This window comes from Pseudomonas benzopyrenica (assembly GCF_036884265.1).
Lineage (GTDB): Bacteria > Pseudomonadota > Gammaproteobacteria > Pseudomonadales > Pseudomonadaceae > Chryseomonas > Chryseomonas benzopyrenica.
Map to the genome: position 1 here is coordinate 3,050,068 of NZ_CP145723.1, position 22,572 is coordinate 3,072,639.

The following is a 22,572-nucleotide window of genomic DNA, read 5'->3' on the forward strand; positions in this document are numbered from 1 at the left end:
ACTCGGACAGCCCCCTCTCCCTCCGGGAGAGGGTTGGGGTGAGGGTGCCCCCGGCAGTCACTCCCAGCGAAAACGCTGCGCGGCTTTCCACGCGACGACACTACGAATCGTTTTATCGCGGCCATGGGCCGCTCCTACGGGGAATGATGCGCTTGCAAGAGCGCCCACATCGGCGGACCGCCATGGCCACGATCAAGCAATCCAGCCAGGCAGATTCTGGCCTACCCCCGCCGTAACGAATGCCCGACGACGCCCTTCTCATCCACCTTGGCGGCGTCCCAGAACGCGTCCATCTCCTCCAGGCTGGCTTCCTGCGGCGTGCGCCCCTGGGCTTTCAGCGCCTCTTCTATATAGCGGAAGCGTCGCTCGAACTTGGCGTTAGCCTGGCGCAGGGCGTCTTCCGCATCGACCTGCAGGTGCCTCGCCAGATTGACCATGACGAATAGCAGATCGCCCACCTCTTCCGCCACCTGGGTGGCCTGGCCGTTGGCCATGGCCTCGCGCACCTCATCCAGTTCCTCCTGGATCTTGGCCACCACCGGCGTGGCATCGGCCCAGTCAAAGCCGACATTGGCGGCGCGCTTCTGCAGCTTGGCCGCCCGACTCAGAGCCGGCAGCGCGGCCGGAACGTCGTCCAGCAGCGACAGCTGCTCGGGCACCGCGGCCTTCTCCGCACGCTCCTCGGCCTTGATCTCTTCCCAGCGCCGCTTGATGGTCGCCTCGTCCAGCCGTGGCAAGTCCAGGGGGCCATGCAGGTCGCCATCGGGAAAGACATGGGGATGACGCCGCACCAGCTTGCGGGTGATGCCGTCCACCACCTGGGCAAAGTCGAAATGGCCATCCTCACGCCCCAACTGGCTGTAGTAGACGACCTGGAACAGCAGATCGCCCAACTCGTCGCGCAGCTGGGGAAAATCCCGCTTGGCGATGGCGTCGGCGACCTCGTAGGCCTCTTCCAGGGTGTGGGGCACAATGCTGGCGTAGTCCTGGCGCAAATCCCAGGGGCAGCCGTGCCGGGGATCGCGCAACCGGGCCATGAGGTGCAGCAGGTCGTCGAGCTGGTACATGAGTGAATCCTATCGCTGGAAAAAGCACGAGGCGCCAGAGGCGCCTCGTGGGGTCGTCGCCACACCGCTCAGGCAGTGCGATTACGCCGGGCTTCGATGATATTGGGCAGCTGGGAAATGCGCCCGAGCAGGCGGCCGAGGGCGTCCAGGCCGGGGATCTCGATGGTCAGCAGCATGTTGGCGGTGTTTTCCTCGCGATTGGAGCGGGTGTTCACCGCCAGCACGTTGATCCGCTCGTTGAGCAGGATCTGCGAGACGTCGCGCAGCAGACCGGAGCGGTCGAAGGCCTTGATCACGATATCGACCGGATAGGTCTGCACCGGCACCGGGCCCCAGCTCACCTGGATGGTCCGCTCCGGCTCGCGACTGGCCAGCTGCAGGGCATTGGCGCAATCCTGCCGGTGGATAGTCACGCCGCGGCCGAGGGTGATGTAGCCGACGATGGCGTCACCCGGTACCGGCTGGCAGCACCCAGCGATCTGGGTCAGCAGATTGCCCACCCCCTGGATCTGTACATCGCCGCGCTTGCCCGGCTTGTTGGTGGGCTTGCGCGGGAGGAGATCGAGGGTATCGAGGCCCTTGTCCGGCTCCACCAGCTGCTGAGCGGCGTGCATCACATGGGCCAGGCGCAGATCGCCGGCGCCCAGGGCCGCGAGCATGTCCTCGGCGCCCTTGTAGTTGACCTTCTCGGCCAGGGTGTTGAAGTCCACCGGCGGCAACGCCAGGCGCGACAGCTCGCGCTCGACCATGGCCTTGCCGGCGGCGACGTTCTGGTCACGCGCCTGGAACTTGAACCAGTGGACGATCTTGGCCCGGGCCCGCGAGGTGTTGACGTAGCCGAGGTTGGGGTTGAGCCAGTCGCGGCTGGGCGAACCCTGCTTGCCGGTGATGATCTCCACCTGCTCGCCGGTCTGCAGCTGGTAGTTCAGCGGCACGATACGGCCGTTGATCTTGGCGCCGCGGCAGTTGTGGCCGATCTCGGTGTGCACCCGATAGGCGAAGTCCAGCGGCGTTGCGCCCTTGGGCAGGTCGATGGCGTGGCCGTCGGGGGTGAAGACGTAGACCCGGTCCGGCTCGATGTCGACTCGTAGCTGATCGGCCAGGCCGCCGATGTCGCCCAGCTCCTCGTGCCATTCCAGCACCTGACGCAGCCAGGAGATCTTTTCTTCGTAGTGGTTGGAGGCCGATTTGACGTCGGTACCCTTGTAGCGCCAGTGCGCGCAGACCCCCAGCTCCGCCTCTTCATGCATGGCATGGGTACGGATCTGCACCTCCAGCACCTTGCCTTCCGGGCCGATCACCGCGGTATGCAGGGAACGGTAGCCGTTCTCCTTGGGATTGGCGATATAGTCGTCGAACTCGCGGGGAATGTGCCGCCAGAGGGTATGCACGATACCCAGCGCGGTATAGCAGTCACGCATCTCGGGCACCAGTACCCGCACCGCCCGCACGTCGTAGATCTGGCTGAACTCCAGACCCTTGCGCTGCATCTTCCGCCAGATGGAATAGATGTGCTTGGCCCGACCGCTGAGGTCGGACTTGATGCCGGTGGCGGTGAGTTCGTCCCGCAGCTGCTGCATGACGTCGGCGATGTACTGCTCGCGATCCAGCCGCCGTTCGTGCAGCAGGGTCGCGATCTGCTTGTACTGCTGCGGCTCCAGATAACGGAAGGACAGGTCCTCCAGCTCCCACTTGATATGGCCGATGCCCAGGCGATGGGCCAGGGGCGCATAGATGTCGGCCACCTCGCGAGCCACCCGGTTGCGGCGCTCTTCGGTGGCGTTCTTGACCGCGCGGATGGCACAGGTGCGCTCGGCCAGCTTGATCAGGGCCACGCGGACGTCGTCGACCATGGCCACCAGCATGCGCCGCAGGTTGTCGACCTGGGTCTGACTGCCCAGCACCATGGACTTGCGCGGATTGAGACTCTCGCTGATCGCCGCCATGCGCAGCACGCCTTCGATCAGCTTGGCCACCACCGGACCGAAATGCTCGGTCGCCGATTCCAGGGTCGCCTTGCCCTCGCGCACCGCCCGATAGACGATGGCCGCGATCAGGCTGTCCTGATCCAGCTTGAGGTCGGCCAGGATCTCGGCCATCTCCAGCCCGGTGTGGAAGCTGGAGGTACCCTCCGCCCAGGTGTGCTCGACCTGGCCAGAATTCTCTTCCGCCGTGCGGGCGAAGCCGCAGGCATCCAGCAAGGCCTCGCGATCGAGATTCGGATCCACGCTCTGGATATGATCCAGCCAGGCGTGGAGGTTGATGCTGCCATCGACGTTGACTGGCTGATGCGCTCTGACCTGTACCATCTACCCCTTCCTCACGGCGTAGCCTTCTCGCCGGATTGGCTCGCATCGGTTGGCGAGCCGTCGTTACCCGGGCATCCTGCCCGCTTCGAACAGCACCATGGCTTCCACATGGGCAGTCTGCGGGAACATGTCGAGAATGCCCGCCCTTGTCATGCGATAGCCCTGTCGGACCAGCTCTCCCGCATCCCGCGCCAGGGTGGCCGGATTGCAGGAAACATAGACCAGTCGCCCGATGCCGAGCCCCCGGAGCTGCCGGACCACCTCCAGCGCACCGTCGCGTGGCGGATCCAGCAAGGCCAGCGAATGGCTGCCCAGATCGGCGGGTAGCGGGTTCGACAGGTCCACCTGTAGAAAGTGCGCGTTGCCGATGCCGTTGTCACGCGCATTTTGTATTGCCCGGGATGTCATCGCCGCGACCCCTTCGATCCCGATGACCGCCGCTGCCTGCCGCGCCAGTGGCAGGGCGAAATTGCCCAGGCCGGAGAAGAGATCGAGCACCCGGTCGTCAGCGGTGGGCGCCAGCCAGTCCAGCGCCTGGGCGACCATGGCCTCGTTGATGGCGGCGTTGACCTGGACGAAATCGCCCGGCTGATAGGCCAGCGTCAGGTCCCAGGGCGCCAATCGATAGCCCAGCCTGGCGTAGGTCTGATCCGGCTGCGGCTCGCCCTTGCCCTGCCACCAGAGCTGGACGCCAGCGGCCGCGCAGAAGTCGCGCAGACGGGCCTGGTCGCCTGGCAGCAGCGCCTGGGTATGGCGCACCAGCAGGGCCGTGGCCGTACCCTGGAAGAGCTCGACATGACCGATCGCCTGGGGGCGCTCCAGCCCGCTCAGCACGTGAGGTAGCGCCCGCAGCAGCGGCTGCAGTTCCGGTACCAGTACCAGGCAGTCGTCGGGGGTGACGATGTCCTGGCTGGCCTCGGCGCGAAAACCCACCTCCAGGCGCCCTTGGCGTTCGTCCCAGCGCACCGCGACGCGGGCGCGCCGGCGATAGCCGAATTCGGGACCGACCATGGGCGCGGCCCAGGCCAGCGGTTGCACCCCGGCCAGCCGGCGGAATTGCTCGGCGAGGGCGTCTTGCTTGAGGGTCAGTTGATCGGCATGGGGCAGGTGCTGCAGGGTGCAACCACCGCAGCGGTCGGCCACGCTGCAGGGCGGTGTGCGCCGCAGCGGATTGGCTTCCAGCACCCTGAGGGTACGGGCCTCGACCACCTGGCTACGAGCACCGAGCACCCGCGCCTCGACCTGCTCGCCCGGCAGGGCACCGGCGACGAACCAGGTCCGCCCGCCTTCGCGGGCGACGCCGCGGCCGTCATGGGACAGCCGCTCGATGGCCAGCAGCTGCCGCTTGCCGGTCGGCACCGCCGCCGCCCGGGCGCCACCGGCGGGTTGGAAGCGCAGCCCGCCGCCGCCTCGCTTAGCGCGGGTCATAGACGCCGGTCGACAGGTAGCGATCGCCTCGGTCACAGATGATCGCGACGATCACCGCATTGTCCACTTCCCGGGCGATGCGCAGGGCGCCCGCCACCGAACCGCCGGACGACACACCGCAGAAGATGCCTTCTTCCCGGGCCAGGCGGCGCATGGTGTCCTCGGCTTCCTGCTGGCCCATGTCGATGATGCGATCCACGCGACTGGATTCGTAGATCTTCGGCAGGTAGGCCTCCGGCCAGCGGCGGATACCGGGAATGGCCGCGCCCTCCTCCGGTTGCAGACCCACGATCTGCACCTTGGGATTCTGCTCCTTGAGGTAGCGCGAGGTACCCATGATGGTCCCGGTGGTCCCCATGGAACTGACGAAATGGGTGATGCTGCCGTGGGTCTGGCGCCAGATTTCCGGACCGGTGCCCAGGTAGTGGGCGACCGGGTTGTCGCCATTGCCGAACTGGTCGAGCACCTTGCCGCGGCCCTCGGCCTGCATGCGGGTGGCCAGATCCCGCGCGCCTTCCATGCCCTCTTCCTTGCTGACCAGGATCAGCTCGGCGCCGTAGGCGGTCATGGCCGCCTTGCGTTCGGCGCTGGAATTGTCGGGCATGATCAGGATCATGCGATAGCCCATGATCGCGGCGGCCATGGCCAGGGCGATCCCGGTGTTGCCGGAGGTGGCCTCGATCAGGGTATCCCCGGGCAGGATGTCGCCACGGGCCTCGGCCTGGCGGATCATCGACAGCGCCGGGCGGTCCTTGACCGAACCCGCCGGGTTGTTGCCTTCCAGCTTGAGCAGCACGGTACTGCGGGTGTCGCCGGCCAGGCGCTGCAGGCGCACCAGCGGCGTGTTACCGATGCAATCGGCGATGGTGGGATAGTGCAGACTCATGAATCAGCTCGTTCCGCCAGGGGTGAAAGCCTTCCATGATACTCCCAAAGCACCGCTGACCCTACCCATCCGGCGCCTGGCTAAGGCCGCGGCGTGGCGGCACCGTCGCTGGCCACCTCCAGGGCGGCGGGCAGGCTCAGCGACAGGATGCCCTCCGGCCCCAGGTTGGGCCGCACCTGCGGCGTCACCTGCAGCCCCGGCAGCCCGGCCAGCCGTTCGGCCAGCCGCTTGGCAGCCTCGGGCGCGACCTTGCGGGTGAGGTCCTCGGTACCCGAGTACAGCCAAAGCTGCACCGGACGGGCACCCCCCACGCCCTGGAATTCCTGCGCCCGCTTGAGGATGAAACCCTGCTGCCAGCCAAAGGCGACATCGCTCGCCACATAGCGCTGGAACGCCTGGGGCTGCCGATAAAGGGTATCGAGCACGAACAGCCCGCCGTAGCCATGGCCCCAGAGGGTCTGGCGGTTGGGGTCCACCGGTACGCTCTGGGTCAGCAGCGGCTTGATGCGTTGTTCGATCAGATCGAGAAACGCCCGCGAGCCCCCTGCCGGCCAGTCCTTGCGCACGTCGTCATGATTGCGCCCACTGCCGATCGCCGGGGTGTAGTCGTAGGTGCGTTCCTGCATGGCGTCCGCGGCATCGGCGTACCCGATGGCCACCAGCACCGGCGGACTCTTCAGTTTATGGGGGGACAGCCAGACATCCTGCAGCTGTGCCAGGGCGGCATCGCCATCGAGCAGAAAGAGCGCGGGATAGCCCATCATCGGCGCCGGTTGCTTGGGGATGCCGATATAGACCCGATAGCGGCGCTTGCCATCCGCCGAGTCGAGCAGGTGCGTCTCGAAGCTGTAGTACATCGACCCCCGCTCCACCAGGGTGGTCTTCTTGGGCTCCTGGGCCTGGGTCGGCACCATCCAGCCGGTCCCCAGCAACAGGGCACCCGCCAGCATCAGACTGCAACTCTTCTTCAAAGGATCTCCTCGAACGCAACCGTACCGGAACGACCGGCAGTCCCTACCAGACCGCCGACGGGGTCAATGGTTGTGCACCTCGGCCAGAAGCCGTGGCAGCCTTCGCGGATTTTCTCGAATCAGCGCGCCAAGGGGTGCGACCCCTTTCGCAAAGACTCTCTTTACATTTGGTAAAGGGGTTAGACTCGCCAATTTCCTCGGGGGACGTGCAGTGCTGGACGAATTGGGACTCAAGGGACGCATCCTGCTGTTGAGCGTCCTCCCGACCTGCTGCATGGCGGCTCTGCTGGGGGTCTATTTCAGCTGGGTGCAGCTGTCCGACATGCGCAACCAGCTCATCGAGCACGGTCAGCTGGTGGCCCAGCAGATGGCCCCGCTCATTGCCCCGGCCATGCGTACCGGTGACAACGACCAGCTCAACCGTATCGCCCAGCGCGCCCTCGACCAGGCCGATGTCCGGGCCATCACCTTCCTGGATGACGACGGCAACGTCCTCGCCCATGCGGGCCCCTCGATGACGGTGGCACTCACCGGGCGGGACTACCAGACCATCAGCATGAGGTCTGGCCTCGACATCACCCACTTCAATCTGCCGGTGCAGACCCACGACCTGCGCCTGACCCGCAGCGACGGCAACCCGGCCACGCCCCAGACCCTGGGCTGGATCCAGCTCGAACTCTCCCATCACGCCACCCTGCTGCGCGGCTATCGCAACCTGGTGGCCGGCCTCCTGCTGATCCTGCTCGGCCTGGCCTTCACCGCCTTCATCGCCGTGCGCATGGGCCGGCGCATCAACCGGCCGCTGCAAGTGATCGCCCAGGGGGTCAGCCAACTGCAGGAGGGGCGCCTGGAGACGCGCCTGCCGACCCAACTCGGCAGCCCCGAATTCGACGAACTGGCCACCGGCATCAACCGCATGGCCGAAGCCATGGAAAATGCCCAGTTCGAGATGCAGAACAACATCGACCAGGCTACCGAGGACGTGCGCCAGAACCTGGAAACCATCGAGATCCAGAACATCGAGCTGGATCTGGCGCGCAAGGCGGCGCTGGAGGCCAGCCGCATCAAGTCGGAATTCCTGGCCAACATGAGCCACGAGATCCGCACCCCGCTCAACGGCATCATCGGCTTCACCAATCTGATGCAGAAGAGCGAGCTGACCCCGCGCCAGCAGGATTACCTGAGCACCATCCAGAATTCCGCCGAGAGCCTCCTGGGCATCATCAACGAGATCCTCGACTTCTCGAAGATCGAAGCCGGCAAGCTGGTGCTGGAGAATCTGCCGTTCAACCTGCGCGACATGATCCAGGACACCCTGACCATCCTGGCGCCGTCGGCCCATGAAAAGCACCTGGAACTGGTCTGCCTGGTCTATCGCGACACCCCGACCCACCTGGTCGGCGATCCGCAGCGCCTGCGCCAGGTGCTCACCAACCTGGTGAGCAATGCCATCAAGTTCACCCACTCCGGCACCATCGCCGTGCGCGCCATGGTCGAGGAAGAGACCGACGACCACGCCCAGTTGCGCATCAGCGTCCAGGACACCGGGGTCGGCCTGACCGACGAAGACCGCCAGATGCTGTTCCAGGCCTTCTCCCAGGCCGACAACTCCCTGACCCGCCAGGCCGGCGGAACCGGGCTCGGCCTGGTCATTTCCAAGCGCCTGATCGAGCAGATGGGTGGCGAGATCGGCCTGGAGAGCATTCCCGGCGAGGGCTCGGAATTCTGGATCACCCTCAACCTGCCCAAGGCCCACGGCAGCGTCGAGAGCCACAAGCGCATCGCCCTGGCCGGCCGTCGCGTCGGCCTGGTGGAGCCCCACCCCCTCACCCGCCAGGCGCTGCAGCATCAGCTGGAAGAATGTGGCCTGAGCGTGGAGCCGTTCGAGACCCTGGAACAGCTCAGCGAAGCCGTCGCCCATCCGGCCTCCGGCAAACTACCGGTCAGCCTGGCGGTGCTGGGCGTCAGCGCGCGCAGCATTCCGCCGGACCTGCTCACCGAACGCATCTGGGAACTGGGTCGCCAGGACTGCAATACCCTGGTCTACTGCCCCACCACCGACCAGGCGGTGTTCCATGCCTCGCTGCCTGACGTCCATTGCCAACTGCACTCCAAGCCGGCCTGCAGCCGCAAGCTGGAACAGGCCGTGGCGGAATTGCTCAACCAGCGTCCGCAACGCAATGAAAGTGGCGGCCTGGGCATCACCGACAGACCACCGCGCCTGCTCTGCGTCGACGACAATCCGGCCAACCTGCTGCTGGTGGAGACCCTGCTGACCGATCTCGGCGCCCAGGTCACCGCGGTGGAGAGCGGCTATGCGGCGGTGGAAGCCGTCCAGCAGGAGCGCTTCGACCTGGTGTTCATGGACGTGCAGATGCCCGGCATGGATGGCCGCCAGGCCACCGAGGCGATCCGTGACTGGGAAGCCAGCGAAGGCGGCACCCCAGTGCCCATCGTCGCCCTTACCGCCCACGCCATGGCCAACGAGAAACGCGCCCTGCTGCAAAGCGGCATGGACGACTACCTCACCAAGCCCATCAGCGATCGGCAACTGGCCCAGGTCATTCTCAAATGGACCGGCCTGCGCCTGCTGCACAGCTCGGCGCCCGAGGTCACCAGCCTCAACAGCGGCGGCCAGGACATTTCCACGCTGGCGGTGATGGATGCGGACGAAGGCCTGCGCCTGGCGGCCAACAAGCCGGATCTGGCCAAGGATTTGCTGAGCATGCTGCTCGCCTCCCTGGCCGCGGACCGTCAGGCCATTCGCCAGGCCCGCGAAGACGGTGACCGCATCGCCCTCATCGAGCGCGTCCACCGCCTGCATGGCGCTACCCGCTATTGCGGCGTGCCCCAGCTGCGCGCTGCCTGCCAGCACAGCGAAACCCTGCTCAAGCAGGGCGCCCCGACCTCCAGCCCGGCGCTGGAAGAACTGGACGCGGCCATCGTCAATCTGTCCACCCAGGCCAAGAGCCCGCTCTAGCGGGCTAGTCCTCGAACAGCCGCAACTGTAGCGCCGCCTCGCGCAGATCGGTCAGACGCACGCCCACGCCGAGCAGGCGCACCGGTCGATTGCCCCGCCGATAGGCCTGCTCCAGCAGCCGCCGATAGCTGTCGAGATCGCGTCCGGCGCCCTGCTGTTCCAGGGTGGTCTGGGTGAAGTCGTGGAACTTGACCTTGATGAAGGGCCGCTCCGGGCGATAGCGGTCGGCCAGGCGCGTCAACCGCTCTTCGAGCTTGGCCAGCAACTCGGGCAACTCCTTGGCACAGGCGGCGGCATCGGGCAGGTCGCGGTCATAGGTGCGCTCGACGCTGGCCGATTGCCGCTGGCTGTCCACCTTGACCTGGCGCTCGTCGATACCATGGGCCAGTGCCCAGAGGCGCTCGCCGAAGCTGCCGAATTCACGCAGCAGATCGAAGCGCGACCAGGTCTGCAGATCGCTGCACAGGACGATGCCACGGCGCTTGAGCTTGTCGGCGGTGACCTTGCCGACGCCATGCAGTTTGGCCACCGGCAGCACGGCGACGAAGTCGTCCACCTCGTGGGGCGCGATGACGAACAAGCCGTTGGGCTTTTTCCAGTCGCTGGCGATCTTGGCGAGAAACTTGTTCGGCGCGACGCCCGCCGACACCGTGATGTTCAGCTCTTGCCAGACCCGACGGCGGATGTCGCGGGCGATTAGGGTGGCGCTGCCATTGAACAGCTCGCACTGGGTGACATCCAGGTAGGCCTCGTCGAGGGACAGCGGCTCGATCAGCTCGGTGTAGTCCTGGAAGATGGCGTGGATCTGCCGCGACACCTCCTTGTAGACGTCGAAGCGCGGCTTGACGAAGACCAGGTCGGGACAGAGCTTTTGCGCCTGATGGGACGACATGGCGGAACGCACGCCAAAGGCCCGCGCCTCGTAGTTGCAGGTGGCGACCACCCCACGACGATCAGGGGTTCCGCCTACCGCCAGCGGCTTGTTGCCCAGGCGCGGATCATCGCGCATCTCGATGGACGCATAGAAGCAGTCACAGTCGACATGGATGATCTTGCGCTGACGCTTGGGTGGGAGCTGGGCGGGGGAATTGTCCGGAGCCATGGAGAAAGATGCCGGGCCGGGCACTGCGGCTGATTATCCGTACAGTAAGCCAAGGCCGCCCGGATTTGTCCATGGCGGACGACGAATCGCCGGTTAACCGACGTCCTGCAGCAGGCGCTGCCGATGCACGACCTCTTCGCGCAGCTCGTCGACCACCGCCTTGAGATCATGGGCATGGTGCAACTGATCGTAATAGAGGTGGCGCTCGGCGATGACCCCATCCGGGGTGGTGATCATCAGGCGCGCGAAATGCTCACTACGCTCGAAGAACTCGATACGCCCCAGACCCTGGAGATGCTGAAGCAAGGTTTCCAGCAGGAGATTCATGGCGACCCCTTGGACTTTCCTGGTCAAACGGTTCAGTCGCGTTGCCCATCGTCGAAAGGTGCACTCTCGTCGTCGGCGATGACGATCCGCTCTTCGAAATGGCCGGATCGAACATGGCGGGACGTGGTGTCCAGCAGCGCCTGCGCGGAAACGCGCAGCGTCTTCATGTCGTCGACGAGCAATTCGACTTTTTCCACGACTTGAAGTGCCATATCGGCGGCGCCATTGGCACTACTGCCGGTCAGCGCTAGCGAAAGATTGCACAACTGGGCGACGAGCGTCGCGATGTCGTGCTCCATCACGCGCATGATGCGCTGGTCCAGACCACTCGAATCCTGAGAAGGGTGCATGAGGTTCTCCATAACACCCAGCGAGGATAGCACATGGCCACCACCCGCCTGAGCGACCAAGCGGCGTTTTGCTATCACCGTCTCACTTGTCAGCGCGGTGGACTCTCATCGGCTTTTCGGACTCTTTGCCATCCTCATAGGTCGACTGAGGACGTATATCTAGGAGACCACCCATGAAACGCCCTCTATTGTTATCCTCCGCCCTGCTCGTCACCCTGGCGCTCGGCGGCTGCTTCGATCGCGATCAGTCTGATCAGCAGAATCGCTCCAGTGGTGAAAAGGCCTCGGTCCAGATGCAGAAGAGCGACGGCGACAAGTGACCTCGACCCTGCCTGACTAAATAAGCCTTTGAAGAATATTAAATTTTTCCTTGACGAATTTTTTCTTGGCCCTATACTGAGCCACATCGGACGCGGGATGGAGCAGTCTGGTAGCTCGTCGGGCTCATAACCCGAAGGTCGTTGGTTCAAATCCAGCTCCCGCAACCAAATTCGAAAAAACCACTCTCTTGAGTGGTTTTTTTTTGCGCTGAATTTGACCGGGGTCAGATCACAGCGGTGCGAACTCTGTAGCTACGCGAGCTACAAAGGTTGGTATAGAGCTTTTTTATCTGTACAAGGCTTGGCAAACCGCGCGCGACCAGTAATCTGACGCGCGTTCCTGTCTAGAGGAGTTTGCATGACTGCACCTGATCCAGCCAAAGAGGTCTCCTCGAAGCCGGCATCCCCTGCGGACCATCCTGTTTCGCCCCCTCAAGCGCTGCCCTGGCGCCTGCTGGAGCGGTTGACGGCCTATCGACAACCCATCGAATTGGGTGTGACCCTGGTGTTGTTCGCCGCCGCGCTGGTGGTCTGCTGGCATCTGCTGAGCAGCATCGATGGCGAGGCGCTCCATGATGCCCTTCACGATATCCCACATTCATCCCTGATCGGCGCCCTGATCGCCGCCGCGGCCGGCTTCACCATCCTGCTCGGTTACGAGTGGTCGGCCATGCGCTTCGCCGACGTCAAGCTGCCGGCCCGCGCCTGGACCATGGGCGGCCTCACCGCCTTCGCCATCGGCAACGCGGTCGGGCTCTCCATGTTGTCCGGCGGCTCGGTACGCTATCGCCTCTATGCCCGCCAGGGACTCAGCGCCCTGGAAGTGGCGCGGATGACGGTGTTTTCCAGTCTGGCGCTGGGCACCGCCCTGCCGCCACTGGCCGCCATCGCCGCGTTGACCAACCTGCCCGCCTCCACCCAGGCCCTGCGCGTACCGGAAGCGGTGATCGTTACCGCGTCCGCCGTGATCCTGATCGGCTATGCGATCGGCATCCTGGCGCTGCGTCGCTGGCGAGCACCTGAGCAGCCCTGCGCCCATGCCCTGCATTTCCGCATCGGCAAACGCGCCCTGCGCCTGCCGACCCTGCGGCTGTCCGCGCTGCAACTGGTGATCACCATCCTCGACGTGACCGCCGCGTCGATGGTGCTCTATCTGCTGCTGCCGACGGCTCCGCCCTTCGGTGCCTTCCTGCTGGTCTATCTGCTGGCGCTGGCCGCGGGCGTGCTCAGCCACGTCCCGGGCGGCGTCGGCGTGTTCGAAGCGGTGCTGCTGGCAGCCTTCGCCAACGAACTGGGTGCCGCTCAGCTCGCCGCGGCGCTGGTGGTCTACCGGCTGTTCTATGTGCTGCTGCCGTTCGTGATCGCCTGTTTGGTGCTGCTGTTCAGCGAAGGCCGGCGCCTGCTGTCGAACAGTCCTGCGGTACGGGTCGCCTCGGGACTCGCGGCACCCATCCTCGCCATCCTGGTTTTTTTTTCTGGGGTGGTCCTGCTTTTTTCTGGGGTCACCCCTGAAATAGACACCCGTCTGGAGGGCATGGATTTCCTGCTGCCCCAGCGGTTGATCGATGCCTCCCACCTGGGCGCGAGCCTGATCGGCGTCGTCTGTCTATTGCTGGCGCAGGGATTGCGCCGGCGCCTGTCCGCGGCTTGGGCGGTGACCTTGGTCTTGCTGCTGCTCGGTTCCCTGCTGTCCCTGTTGAAAGGTTTCGACTGGGAGGAAGCCTCCATCCTGGCGCTGACGGCGGCGCTGCTCGCCACCTTCCGCAAATCCTTCTATCGCCGCAGCCGGCTGATGGAGCAACCCTTCTCGCCGCTGTACGTGACCGCCAGCATCTGCGTGGTCGCCGCCTCGGTATGGTTGCTGCTGTTCGCCTATCAGGACGTGCCCTACGATACCCGCCTCTGGTGGCAATTCGCCCTGGACGCCGATGCGCCACGCGGCCTGCGTGCCGCCCTGGGCAGTTCGGTCCTGCTGCTGATCATCGCCCTGGGCTGGCTGCTGCGCGCCGCGCCGCCCCCCATCGAAGCCCCGACCAGCGCCGAGCTCGAGCGCGCCTTCGGCATCGTGCGCAAATCCAGTCAGCCGGATGGCGGTCTGGTGATGACCGGCGACAAGGCCCTGCTCTTCCATGAAAGCGACGATGCCTTCCTGATGTACGGCCGGCGTGGGCGCAGCCTGATCGCCCTCTTCGACCCCATCGGTCGCTCCCAGCCACGCGCCGAGCTGATCTGGAAGTTTCGTGATCTCTGCGACCTGCACCATGCCCGACCGGTGTTCTATCAGGTACGCGCCGAAAATCTACCCTTCTATATGGACATCGGACTCACCGCGCTCAAGCTCGGCGAAGAGGCGCGCGTGGACCTGCACGCCTTCGATCTCGACAGCAAGGGCAAGAAGGACCTGAGATACACTTGGAATCGTGGCCAGCGCGACGGCCTGGCCATCGAATTCCATGCCCCGGGCGAAGCGCCACTGGACGAACTCAAGGCGATCTCCGACGTCTGGCTGGAAAGCAAGCAGGTGCGCGAGAAAGGCTTTTCCCTGGGTCGTTTCGACCCCGCCTATCTCCAGCACTTCCGCATCGCCGTGGTGCGCTTCCAGGGCAAGGCGGTGGCCTTCGCCAACCTGCTGGAAACCGAGCGCCCGGATCTGGCCAGCATCGACCTGATGCGGGTCACCGCGGATGCGCCCAAGCAGACCATGGAATTCCTCATGCTCGGGCTGATCCTGCACTTCAAGGCTGCCGGCTTCGCCCGCTTCTCGCTGGGCATGGTCCCGCTGGCCGGCCTGCATCCCCGCCGCGGTGCACCCATCACCCAGCGCCTGGGCGCCATGGTGTTCAGACGTGGCGAACAGTTCTATAACTTCCAGGGACTGCGTCGCTTCAAGGACAAGTTCGATCCGGAATGGGAGCCGCGCTACATGGCGGTGCCCGCCGGCCTGGATCCCCTGGTCGCCTTCGCCGACACCGCCGCCCTAATCGCCGGGGGTTACACCGGCCTGGTCAAACGTTGAGACTCCTATGCTGAAACGTGCACTCGCAGTACTGCTCGTCATCCTGCTGATCGCGGGGGCCTTGGGCTGGTGGTGGCTCCATCGTTGGCCGTCGGCGCCCCAGGTCAAGGTCCTGGAGCAGCCGGATGGTCGGCTGCTAACCATGGCCGCGCCCAAGGGCGAGCCCCATGCCCGCGTGGTGCTGGCCACGCCGTCGGACCTGCAGCTGGCGGATGCCGATCTGCTGGGCCTGGCCACCAACACCGGCGCCGAGATCGTCCAGTACGAGGTCAAGGTATCCAATGGCTGCCAGGCGCAGAGCGATGACTTCGCCAACGCGGCCAAGCAGCTGAGTGGCGCGCCGACCTTCGTCGGCGGCATCGGCCCAGGCGCCGCCCGCGCCTGGCGCTGGCTGACCATCCAGGACAATCCGAAGGCCGCGGCCCTGAGCGTCGGCTTCAACCTGGAAACCCTGGATTGCCCGGACGCCCTGCCGGCCAAGGCAGCCGCGGGTCAATGGCACATCGCCTGGAACGATCATCCGACCGACGATTCGGCCATCTTCGTGCGCCAGCAGAGCAACGCCGATCTGACCATCGCCGACTACGGCACCGCCCTGCCGGTGGTCCTGCGCACCCAGCTCAAGAATCGTCTGCTGGGCCAGCACAACGACATCCCGACCATCGAGATGCCGGCCGATCCGGACGTCAAGCCCGGCCACCCCGACGTGGTGACCATCTTCTATTCTGGTGACGGTGGCTGGCGCGACATCGACCGTCTCTCGGCCCAGGCCATGAACGAAGCGGGTTATCCGGTCGTGGGCGTGGATTCCCTACGTTACTTCTGGCAGCACAAGAGTCCCGAGCAGGTCGCCGCCGATCTCGCCAACCTGATGCAGGAATACCGCGAGAAGTGGAACGCCAAGCACTTCGTCCTGGCCGGCTACTCCTTTGGCGCCGACATTCTCCCGGCGGTCTACAACCGGCTGCCCAAGGCGGATCAGGACCAGGTGACCTCGCTGCTGTTGCTGGCCTTCAGCCGCAAGAGCAATTTCGAGATCGCCGTGGAAGGCTGGCTCGGCAAACCGGGCGATGAGGCCGATACCCTGCCGGAAACCAGCAGGATTCCCCCCGCCAAGCTGTTCTGCGTCTATGGCGAGGAAGAGAAGGACGACAGTGGTTGCACCCAGCCGGGTCAACTGGGTGAGAAGCTGGCCCGCCCGGGCGGTCATCACTTCGACGAGAACTACGACAAGCTGGCCGACTTCATGGTCAAGGCCATCGAGGCCCGTACGCCGCAATAGCCACCAGATAGACCGGGCTTGAAGCCTGTTCAAAGTCTAGCGAGCTAGAGCTAAGCAAGGCGAAGATGGCTGAGGAAGCGGAGTTTACGATTGGTAAATGAGCATTCCGAAGCCATCTTCAACGCCGCTTAGCCGACGCGCAGCAGACTTTGGACTGGCTTGGGTCCCGGACGAACGGCCGGAACAAGGGACCGGTCTCCAACGGTCTATGGCTGCAACAGCCACGGAGACCTCTGTCATGAGCACACCGCTTTCCGCCGACGCCGCCAGCAAGATCCTGGTGGATGCCTTCCAACCCCTCGGCTGCGTGGTATCGTCCGGCGCGGATGGCCATGACTTGGCGCTGGGCGTGGTGGATGCCCAGGGCAAGACGCTCTACACCGAAGAACAACTCAGCGAGACGGACTACAGCGATCCGCTGCGCCTGGCTGGCTACATAGGCACGGTGCGCAGCGAGCTGGAAGGCCGCGGCCAGACCCTCGACAGCTGGCAGATGCCCTTCATCACCGATCCTGACGCCCTACCGCCGCCGGTATTCAACTAGGCAAAGAAAAGGCCCCTGCTGGGGCCTTTGTTCTTTCTGCGCTCGGCTAGATCTCGACCTGGGTGCCCAACTCGATCACCCGGTTCACCGGTAGCTTGAAGAATCTCAGGTTGCCGTTGGCGTTCTTCATCAGGAAGACGAAGAGATTCTCGCGCCAGGGCGCCATGCCGAGGCGCTTGGAGGCGATCACCGTTTCCCGGCTGAGGAAGTAGGTGGTGCGCATCGGGGTGAAATCCAGGCCTGGATAAGGGCAGTGGCTCAAGGCCAGGGGGATGTCCGGCTCGTCCATGAAGCCGTAGTGCAGCACCACGCGATAGAAGCCGTCGCCGAAGTCCTCGACCTCCATGCGCTCGCCACGCGATACCCGCGGGCGATCCTCGTAGCGCACCGTGAGCAGCACCACCTGCTCGTGCAGAACCTGGTTGTGCAGCAGGTTGTGCAGCATGGCATGGGGGACCACGTCGGTCCGGGCGGTGAGGAACACTGCGGTGCCCTTGGCGCGGAACGGCGGTTGTGCACGGATGCTGCTGATAAAGATCGGCAACGGCAGCGCGCCGTCGTCCAGGCGCTCCACCACCAGTTGCCGGCCCCGCTTCCAGGTGGTCAGCAGGATGAAGATGACGATACCGGCGATCACCGGGAAGGAGCCGCCGGAAAAGATCTTCGGCGCATTGGCCGAGAAGTACAGGACGTCCACCAGCAGGAAGCCGATCAGCAACGGCACCATGATCCAGCGCGGCCATTTCCACAGCAAGAGGATCACCGCCGACACCAGGCAGCTGGTGATCAGCATGGTGCCGGTCACGGCCACGCCATAGGCCTCGGCCAGGTTGGCCGAAGACTGGAAGGTCAGGATCAGGAAGATCACCCCCAGCATCAGCGCCCAGTTCATCAGCGGGATGTAGATCTGCCCTTGCTCCTGGCTGGAGGTGTGCTGGATCTGCATGCGCGGAATATAGCCCAGCTGGATGGCCTGGCGGGTCATGGAGAAGGCGCCGGTGATCACCGCCTGGGAGGCGATGACGGTGGCCAGGGTCGACAGCCCGATCATCGGCAGCAGCAGCCATTCCGGGGCCAGCAGATAGAAGGGATTACGGACCGCCGAGGGATCGGCGAGCAGCAGTGCGCCCTGACCGAAGTAGTTGAGCACCAGCCCCGGCAGCACCAGCAGCAGCCAGGCCCGGGCGATGGGTTTGCGCCCGAAGTGGCCCATGTCGGCATAGAGTGCCTCGGCCCCGGTCAGGGCCAGCACGGCCGCGCCCAGGACGATGAAACCCTTCACCGGATTGGCGGCAAAGAACTCCACTGCCCAATAGGGATTGAAGGCCTTGAGCACCTCGGGCTGCTGAACGATGCCATAGACGCCCAGGGCGCCCAGGGTGGTGAACCAGAGCACCATCACCGGGCCGAAGAACTTGCCGATGGTGGCGGTGCCGCGCTTCTGGATGGCGAAGATGCCGACCAGGATCACCAGGGCGATGGGCACGACCCAGGCTTCCAGACCGTCGAAGGCCAGCTCCAGCCCCTCCACCGCCGACAACACCGAGACCGCCGGGGTGATCATGCTGTCGCCATAGAAGAGCGCGGCGCCGAACAGGCCGAGCAACACCAGGGTGGTGGCGAGGCGCGGCGAGCCCTGGGCGGCGCGACGGGCCAGGGCGGTGAGCGCCATGATGCCGCCCTCGCCCTGGTTGTCGGCGCGCATGACGAAGGTGATGTACTTGAGGGTAACGACCCAGATGAGCGACCAGAAGATCAGCGACAGGATGCCTAGCACGCTGTCGTGGTTCAGCGCCAGGCCATAGTGCGGCGAGAAGACTTCCTTGAGGGTATAGAGAGGACTGGTACCGATGTCGCCGTATACCACGCCGGTGGCGAGCACGATCATTCCCAAGGCCGAAGGGGCTTTACCACCGTGCTCGTGTTCCGGACGGCTCATGCAGGGCTCCTAGAGTCTAAAATCGGCGCATCCTGCGCCGAAGCGGCGTCAGGATCAAGTTGAAAAGGCCGGTAGCGTGGCGCGAGCAACCTCTCGGCGCAGCGCTTCAAGGACCATAGACTCTCTGGTCGGCAAAAAGCTCTGTGCGGTCGCCAGGACCGGCGTACCCCTTCCAAGCAGCGGCAGAGATGGCTAGAATCGCGCGTTTTTTGATCAAGGCGCCTCCTGAGCGCCCGCCGAGGTTAGCCCATGTCCATCCAAACGTCCGCCCCCAAGGTCGGTTTCGTCAGCCTCGGCTGTCCCAAGGCCACCGTCGACTCCGAACGCATCCTTACCCAGCTGCGCATGGAAGGCTACGAGATCGTGCCGACCTATGAAGACGCCGACGTGGTGGTGGTCAACACCTGCGGTTTCATCGACAGCGCCAAGGCCGAGTCCCTGGACGCCATCGGCGAGGCCATCGCCGAGAACGGCAAGGTGATCGTCACCGGGTGCATGGGCGTCGACGAGGGCAACATCCGCGGCGTGCACCCCAGCGTGCTGGCGGTGACCGGTCCGCAGCAGTACGAGCAGGTGGTCAGCGCCGTCCACGAGGTGGTGCCGCCGCAGTTGGAGCACAATCCGCTGATCGACCTGGTCCCGCCCCAGGGCATCAAGCTGACCCCGCGCCACTATGCCTATCTGAAGATTTCCGAGGGCTGCAACCACAGCTGCAGCTTCTGCATCATCCCCTCCATGCGCGGCAGGCTGGTCAGCCGCCCGGTGGGTGACGTGCTGTCCGAGGCCGAGCGGCTGGTCAAGGCGGGCGTGAAGGAGCTGCTGGTGATCTCCCAGGACACCAGCGCCTACGGCGTCGACCTCAAGTACAAACTGGACTTCTGGAACGGCCAACCGGTCAAGACGCGCATGCTGGAACTCTGCGAGGCGCTGTCGGGCATGGGGGTCTGGGTGCGCCTGCACTATGTCTACCCCTACCCCAACGTCGACGACGTCATTCCGCTGATGGCCGCCGGCAAGCTGCTGCCCTATCTGGACATCCCCTTCCAGCACGCCAGCCCCAAGGTGCTCAAGTCCATGAAGCGCCCGGCGTTCGAGGACAAGACCCTGGCGCGCATCAAGCGCTGGCGGGAGATCTGCCCGGAGCTGACCATCCGCTCCACCTTCATCGTCGGCTTCCCCGGCGAGACCGAGGAAGACTTCCAGTACCTGCTGGACTGGCTCACCGAAGCCCAGTTGGATCGCGTCGGCTGCTTCCAGTATTCGCCGGTCGAGGGCGCGCCGGCCAACGAGCTGGGTCTGGAAGCCGTTCCGGACGAGGTCAAGCAGGAGCGTTGGGAGCGTTTCATGGCGCACCAACAGGCCATCTCCGCGGCGCGCCTGCAGCTCAAGATCGGTCGCGAGATCGAGGTGCTGATCGACGAGGTGGACGAGCAAGGCGCCATTGGCCGCTCCTACGCCGATGCCCCGGAAATCGACGGCAACGTCTATGTCGACAGCGCCAATCCCCTCAAGCCAGGCGACAAGGTCTGGGTGCGGGTCACCGACGCCGACGAGTACGACCTCTGGGCAGAGGCGCTCTGATCCCTAGCTAGTCATGCAGGCGGTGGGTGCCGGGCACATGGGCGTGCCCGGCCGCACTGCAGCTGGCGGTGGTCGCCGATGGCGCCGCCGGCTGACCGAGTTCGCGCAGGATGCCGCAACGGTCGCCCTCGCCTTCCCCCTGGCACTGCCGTCTCAGGGTCACCAGCTGTTCGCGCAGCTGATTCAACTCGCGAATGCGCACCTCGACATGATGCAGATGGGCGCCGATCAGGGCGTCCACCTGGGCGCACCCCGGCGTGGCGGTATCCCGTAGCGCCAGCAGCGCCCGGATCTCTTCCAGGGTCATGTCCAGGGAACGGCAATGACGCACGAAGATCAGGCGCTCGACCTGATCCTCGTCATAGCTGCGGTAGTTGCTGCTGCTACGCGCCGCCGGACGCAGCAGGCCTTCACGCTCGTAGTAGCGGATGGTCTCGACCGCGCAGTCGGTGCGCCGGGCCAATTCGCCAATCTTCATCGTGCCTTTCTCGCTCCGCTGACATCCGGACAGCCTGCCGCGCTCGCGGCCTTGGGGCAAGGGTTCCGGAACTACCGGCAGGCGGTGGGAAGAGACGTTGGCGACGCTCAGCCGGTGCGGACGTGCAGGAAGACAAAACGACGCCCCAGCGATGAGTGGATCGCCGGGGCGTCGCGACAAACATCAGACTAGTTGGCGTTGTTCTGGTACAGCGCGGAAGCACGGGCGGGATGTTCCGACTGGAATTGCGCTTGGGCATTGGCCCGGATCGATTTGCTGGACAGGTCGCGACTGGCCGCGGATGCGGTACCCGACAGCAGGCCCATGAACAGGACGGCGACGAGCGCTTGGATACCCAGGACTTTCATAGCGAATACCTCTTGGTTGTGCTGTTTCGATAGACACAGCGTACTCCCAGTACTAATCCGCCAAAAAGTCGCGTTTCCGTGAGTGATATTTACCTATTAGGCAAATATCACCAGGGAACGTCTTGATACTGTCTCGGACATTCGCTCATCGGCCAGGCGCGGTGCCCACCTATTGCAACTCGCTCAGCTGTTTTTCCAGGCCCATGGCCTGGCCTGCCCCGACACTGGTCAGGTGGAACAAGCCATAGGCCTCCAGATAGGTCCAGCGACTCAAAGGACCATTGCCTGAGATGCCATGTCGGCATTCGAGAGTCTTGGCCCTGCCACTGAGAGTACCCAGCACCTTGCGCGCCTCACCCTCGCCCACCACCTTGCAGGACAGCTTGATCTCCCGCCGCTCCGCGCCCTTCAGATTGCCGGTCAGGGTCTGCCGGGCCTGGTAGCCGACCTGGCTGCCCACCGCGAGCCTCCGCCAGTCGCCGCTGAAGCTCAGTCGATCCAGGCTGGCGAGTTCTTCCACCGGCAGATTGCCGTTGTCGAGGCGGGTGCGGCGTACCAGGTCGATCAGCCCGCGCCAATTGAGCGAGTCGACCCTTGCCGCCCTGCCCTGGGCGCTGAAGCGCAGCAAGCCTGGCTGCGCGCCAGGGCTGACCCGGACCTCTTCGCGATAGGCCTGGGTCTGGCCTTCGTAACGGCTCTCGCCCGCCTCCACGAAGCGCTGCACGGCCATGGCTGGCGGGGGCAGTGCCAGCGCCTTGAGCGCCTGCAGAGGCTGAGCCTGGGCCGCGGGCAACTCGCCAGCGGGCGACGGTGCAGCCGGCGTTGTCGCGGCGGCCTTGATCCCGCCCAGGCGTGGCGTGGCCAGTAAGGCATCCCGGCGGTCACAGGCGGCTTCCAGCAGGGTGCGCCGCTCGACGGGAGCGGCAGCGAAGGTCTCTTGCCCCTGGGCGCCTGGCTGGCTGTCAGTTATCCGCCCGGCGTCGTCCAGGCCGTAACGCGCCAGCAGCAGATAACGGCGCGCGGTACAGTCGGCGGCCAGGGATTCGCGCCACTGGCGCACCGGAGCGCCATAGCGCGGCGTCTGCAGCTGGACGGGCAACTGTTGGCCTCCCCAGAAGCGGCGCACCCCGTTGGCGTCCACCAGGCTGTTGCGGTCGATGACCAGGGTGTCGCCACCGGCGCCGCTGGCGAGGACACGCCAATCCGCACTGGCCGGCTGGGCGCAGAGCGCAGCCACGTCTGGACGCTGCTTGAGCGCCTCGACCTTGGCGGCGCTCAGCGCCAGGGACGCGGCATAGCCATTCACCCGTCCGGGATAGACGCGCTGATCGCCCTCCAGAAAGAGCAATTCGGCCTGTTCATCCACGCAATCCAAGGCCACCAACGCGGCGCCGCCATCCGCCAGGGCCAGCGCCAGTTGCAGGCGAGAGCCCTGGCGCAGGACGCTTTCAGCCATAACGGGCCGGGTGAAGAGCTCCTCGGCATTGGTCACCGGTTCGGCAGGCGGCTGCTGGGTGCTGCAACCCGCCAGCAGCGACAGCAGGCAGAAGGCGTAAATACGGTTGGAGATCATGGTTCCTCTCGGCTGAAAACCGCGATGGATGTCGCGAACAGCAAATTGACC

18 protein-coding genes and 1 tRNA gene are annotated in these 22,572 nt (G+C 65.1%); 7 read left to right on the plus strand and 12 right to left on the minus strand.

The annotated features are described in order from the left end of the window. Positions 1–221: 221 nt before the first annotated feature. From mazG to V6W80_RS14380, 5 genes are all read right to left on the minus strand, one after another. Positions 222–1,067 (minus strand): nucleoside triphosphate pyrophosphohydrolase, encoded by an 846-nt coding sequence (gene mazG, locus V6W80_RS14360; RefSeq protein WP_338544613.1) that lies wholly within the window; start codon positions 1,065–1,067, stop codon positions 222–224. Between the two features lie 68 nt (positions 1,068–1,135). Beyond that, a complete protein-coding gene (gene relA, locus V6W80_RS14365) occupies positions 1,136–3,376 on the minus strand; it encodes a GTP diphosphokinase (RefSeq protein WP_093252518.1) in 2,241 nt (746 codons plus the stop codon). A gap of 63 nt (positions 3,377–3,439) precedes the next feature. Further along, complete coding sequence (rlmD, locus tag V6W80_RS14370; protein ID WP_338544614.1) at positions 3,440–4,804, minus strand: 23S rRNA (uracil(1939)-C(5))-methyltransferase RlmD; 1,365 nt, start codon at positions 4,802–4,804, stop codon at positions 3,440–3,442. Next, positions 4,791–5,690: a cysteine synthase CysM gene (gene cysM / locus V6W80_RS14375; protein ID WP_017642224.1), complete on the minus strand. Its 900-nt coding sequence runs from the start codon at positions 5,688–5,690 to the stop codon at positions 4,791–4,793. The genes rlmD and cysM overlap by 14 nt, the downstream gene beginning before the upstream one ends. 80 nt (positions 5,691–5,770) lie before the next feature. Continuing rightward, positions 5,771–6,661: an alpha/beta hydrolase gene (locus tag V6W80_RS14380; protein WP_173148021.1), complete on the minus strand. Its 891-nt coding sequence runs from the start codon at positions 6,659–6,661 to the stop codon at positions 5,771–5,773. 211 nt (positions 6,662–6,872) lie between these two features. Here V6W80_RS14380 and V6W80_RS14385 point away from each other — a divergent pair, with 211 nt between their 5' ends. Continuing rightward, entirely contained in the window at positions 6,873–9,641 is a 2,769-nt protein-coding gene (locus tag V6W80_RS14385; RefSeq protein WP_017642222.1) for a response regulator, read from the plus strand. Positions 9,642–9,645: 4 nt separating this feature from the next. On the opposite strand, the gene dinB is transcribed toward V6W80_RS14385, so the two are convergent. From dinB to V6W80_RS14400, 3 genes are all read right to left on the minus strand, one after another. Next, positions 9,646–10,743 carry a DNA polymerase IV gene (dinB, locus tag V6W80_RS14390; protein ID WP_017642221.1) on the minus strand — a complete coding sequence of 366 codons (1,098 nt, stop codon included), beginning with the start codon at positions 10,741–10,743 and terminating at the stop codon, positions 9,646–9,648. Positions 10,744–10,836: 93 nt separating this feature from the next. Beyond that, positions 10,837–11,070, minus strand: coding sequence for a hypothetical protein (locus tag V6W80_RS14395; protein WP_017642220.1), 234 nt, complete (start codon positions 11,068–11,070; stop codon positions 10,837–10,839). Between the two features lie 32 nt (positions 11,071–11,102). Continuing rightward, positions 11,103–11,420 (minus strand): hypothetical protein, encoded by a 318-nt coding sequence (locus tag V6W80_RS14400; protein WP_017642219.1) that lies wholly within the window; start codon positions 11,418–11,420, stop codon positions 11,103–11,105. Positions 11,421–11,593: 173 nt separating this feature from the next. Here V6W80_RS14400 and V6W80_RS14405 point away from each other — a divergent pair, with 173 nt between their 5' ends. From V6W80_RS14405 to V6W80_RS14425, 5 genes are all read left to right on the plus strand, one after another. Continuing rightward, complete coding sequence (locus V6W80_RS14405; RefSeq protein ID WP_017642218.1) at positions 11,594–11,740, plus strand: hypothetical protein; 147 nt, start codon at positions 11,594–11,596, stop codon at positions 11,738–11,740. A gap of 91 nt (positions 11,741–11,831) precedes the next feature. Further along, positions 11,832–11,908: transfer RNA gene (locus tag V6W80_RS14410), tRNA-Met, on the plus strand. Positions 11,909–12,098: 190 nt separating this feature from the next. Next, the gene (gene mprF, locus V6W80_RS14415; protein ID WP_064308235.1) at positions 12,099–14,756 is read left to right on the plus strand and encodes a bifunctional lysylphosphatidylglycerol flippase/synthetase MprF; all 2,658 of its coding nucleotides are present in this window, start codon (positions 12,099–12,101) and stop codon (positions 14,754–14,756) included. A gap of 7 nt (positions 14,757–14,763) precedes the next feature. Continuing rightward, positions 14,764–16,038, plus strand: coding sequence for a virulence factor family protein (locus V6W80_RS14420; protein WP_338544615.1), 1,275 nt, complete (start codon positions 14,764–14,766; stop codon positions 16,036–16,038). Between the two features lie 238 nt (positions 16,039–16,276). After that, complete coding sequence (locus V6W80_RS14425) at positions 16,277–16,582, plus strand: hypothetical protein (RefSeq protein ID WP_082900435.1); 306 nt, start codon at positions 16,277–16,279, stop codon at positions 16,580–16,582. Between the two features lie 46 nt (positions 16,583–16,628). On the opposite strand, the gene V6W80_RS14430 is transcribed toward V6W80_RS14425, so the two are convergent. After that, the gene (locus V6W80_RS14430) at positions 16,629–18,470 is read right to left on the minus strand and encodes a potassium transporter Kup (protein WP_017642214.1); all 1,842 of its coding nucleotides are present in this window, start codon (positions 18,468–18,470) and stop codon (positions 16,629–16,631) included. 306 nt (positions 18,471–18,776) lie between these two features. Between V6W80_RS14430 and rimO the strand changes: the two genes are divergently transcribed. Continuing rightward, positions 18,777–20,102, plus strand: a complete 1,326-nt coding sequence (gene rimO, locus V6W80_RS14435; protein ID WP_093252824.1) for a 30S ribosomal protein S12 methylthiotransferase RimO — start codon at positions 18,777–18,779, stop codon at positions 20,100–20,102. 7 nt (positions 20,103–20,109) lie between these two features. Here the strand turns inward: rimO and cadR are convergent, their stop codons facing one another. From cadR to V6W80_RS14450, 3 genes are all read right to left on the minus strand, one after another. Next, positions 20,110–20,580 carry a Cd(II)/Pb(II)-responsive transcriptional regulator gene (gene cadR / locus V6W80_RS14440; RefSeq protein ID WP_017642212.1) on the minus strand — a complete coding sequence of 157 codons (471 nt, stop codon included), beginning with the start codon at positions 20,578–20,580 and terminating at the stop codon, positions 20,110–20,112. A gap of 188 nt (positions 20,581–20,768) precedes the next feature. Further along, the gene (locus V6W80_RS14445) at positions 20,769–20,948 is read right to left on the minus strand and encodes a hypothetical protein (RefSeq protein ID WP_017642211.1); all 180 of its coding nucleotides are present in this window, start codon (positions 20,946–20,948) and stop codon (positions 20,769–20,771) included. 169 nt (positions 20,949–21,117) lie between these two features. Then, positions 21,118–22,521, minus strand: coding sequence for a hypothetical protein (locus V6W80_RS14450; RefSeq protein WP_338544616.1), 1,404 nt, complete (start codon positions 22,519–22,521; stop codon positions 21,118–21,120). Positions 22,522–22,572 lie beyond the last annotated feature (51 nt).

Coding starts and splice junctions, on each gene's coding strand:
- mazG (WP_338544613.1), bottom strand. CDS start 1,067: ATGTACCAGCTCGACGACCTGCTGCACCTCATGGCCCGGTTGCGCGAT.
- relA (WP_093252518.1), bottom strand. CDS start 3,376: ATGGTACAGGTCAGAGCGCATCAGCCAGTCAACGTCGATGGCAGCATC.
- rlmD (WP_338544614.1), bottom strand. CDS start 4,804: ATGACCCGCGCTAAGCGAGGCGGCGGCGGGCTGCGCTTCCAACCCGCC.
- cysM (WP_017642224.1), bottom strand. CDS start 5,690: ATGAGTCTGCACTATCCCACCATCGCCGATTGCATCGGTAACACGCCG.
- dinB (WP_017642221.1), bottom strand. CDS start 10,743: ATGGCTCCGGACAATTCCCCCGCCCAGCTCCCACCCAAGCGTCAGCGC.
- V6W80_RS14395 (WP_017642220.1), bottom strand. CDS start 11,070: ATGAATCTCCTGCTGGAAACCTTGCTTCAGCATCTCCAGGGTCTGGGG.
- V6W80_RS14400 (WP_017642219.1), bottom strand. CDS start 11,420: ATGCACCCTTCTCAGGATTCGAGTGGTCTGGACCAGCGCATCATGCGC.
- V6W80_RS14405 (WP_017642218.1), top strand. CDS start 11,594: ATGAAACGCCCTCTATTGTTATCCTCCGCCCTGCTCGTCACCCTGGCG.
- mprF (WP_064308235.1), top strand. CDS start 12,099: ATGACTGCACCTGATCCAGCCAAAGAGGTCTCCTCGAAGCCGGCATCC.
- V6W80_RS14420 (WP_338544615.1), top strand. CDS start 14,764: ATGCTGAAACGTGCACTCGCAGTACTGCTCGTCATCCTGCTGATCGCG.
- V6W80_RS14425 (WP_082900435.1), top strand. CDS start 16,277: ATGAGCACACCGCTTTCCGCCGACGCCGCCAGCAAGATCCTGGTGGAT.
- V6W80_RS14430 (WP_017642214.1), bottom strand. CDS start 18,470: ATGATCGTGCTCGCCACCGGCGTGGTATACGGCGACATCGGTACCAGT.
- cadR (WP_017642212.1), bottom strand. CDS start 20,580: ATGAAGATTGGCGAATTGGCCCGGCGCACCGACTGCGCGGTCGAGACC.
- V6W80_RS14445 (WP_017642211.1), bottom strand. CDS start 20,948: ATGAAAGTCCTGGGTATCCAAGCGCTCGTCGCCGTCCTGTTCATGGGC.
- V6W80_RS14450 (WP_338544616.1), bottom strand. CDS start 22,521: ATGATCTCCAACCGTATTTACGCCTTCTGCCTGCTGTCGCTGCTGGCG.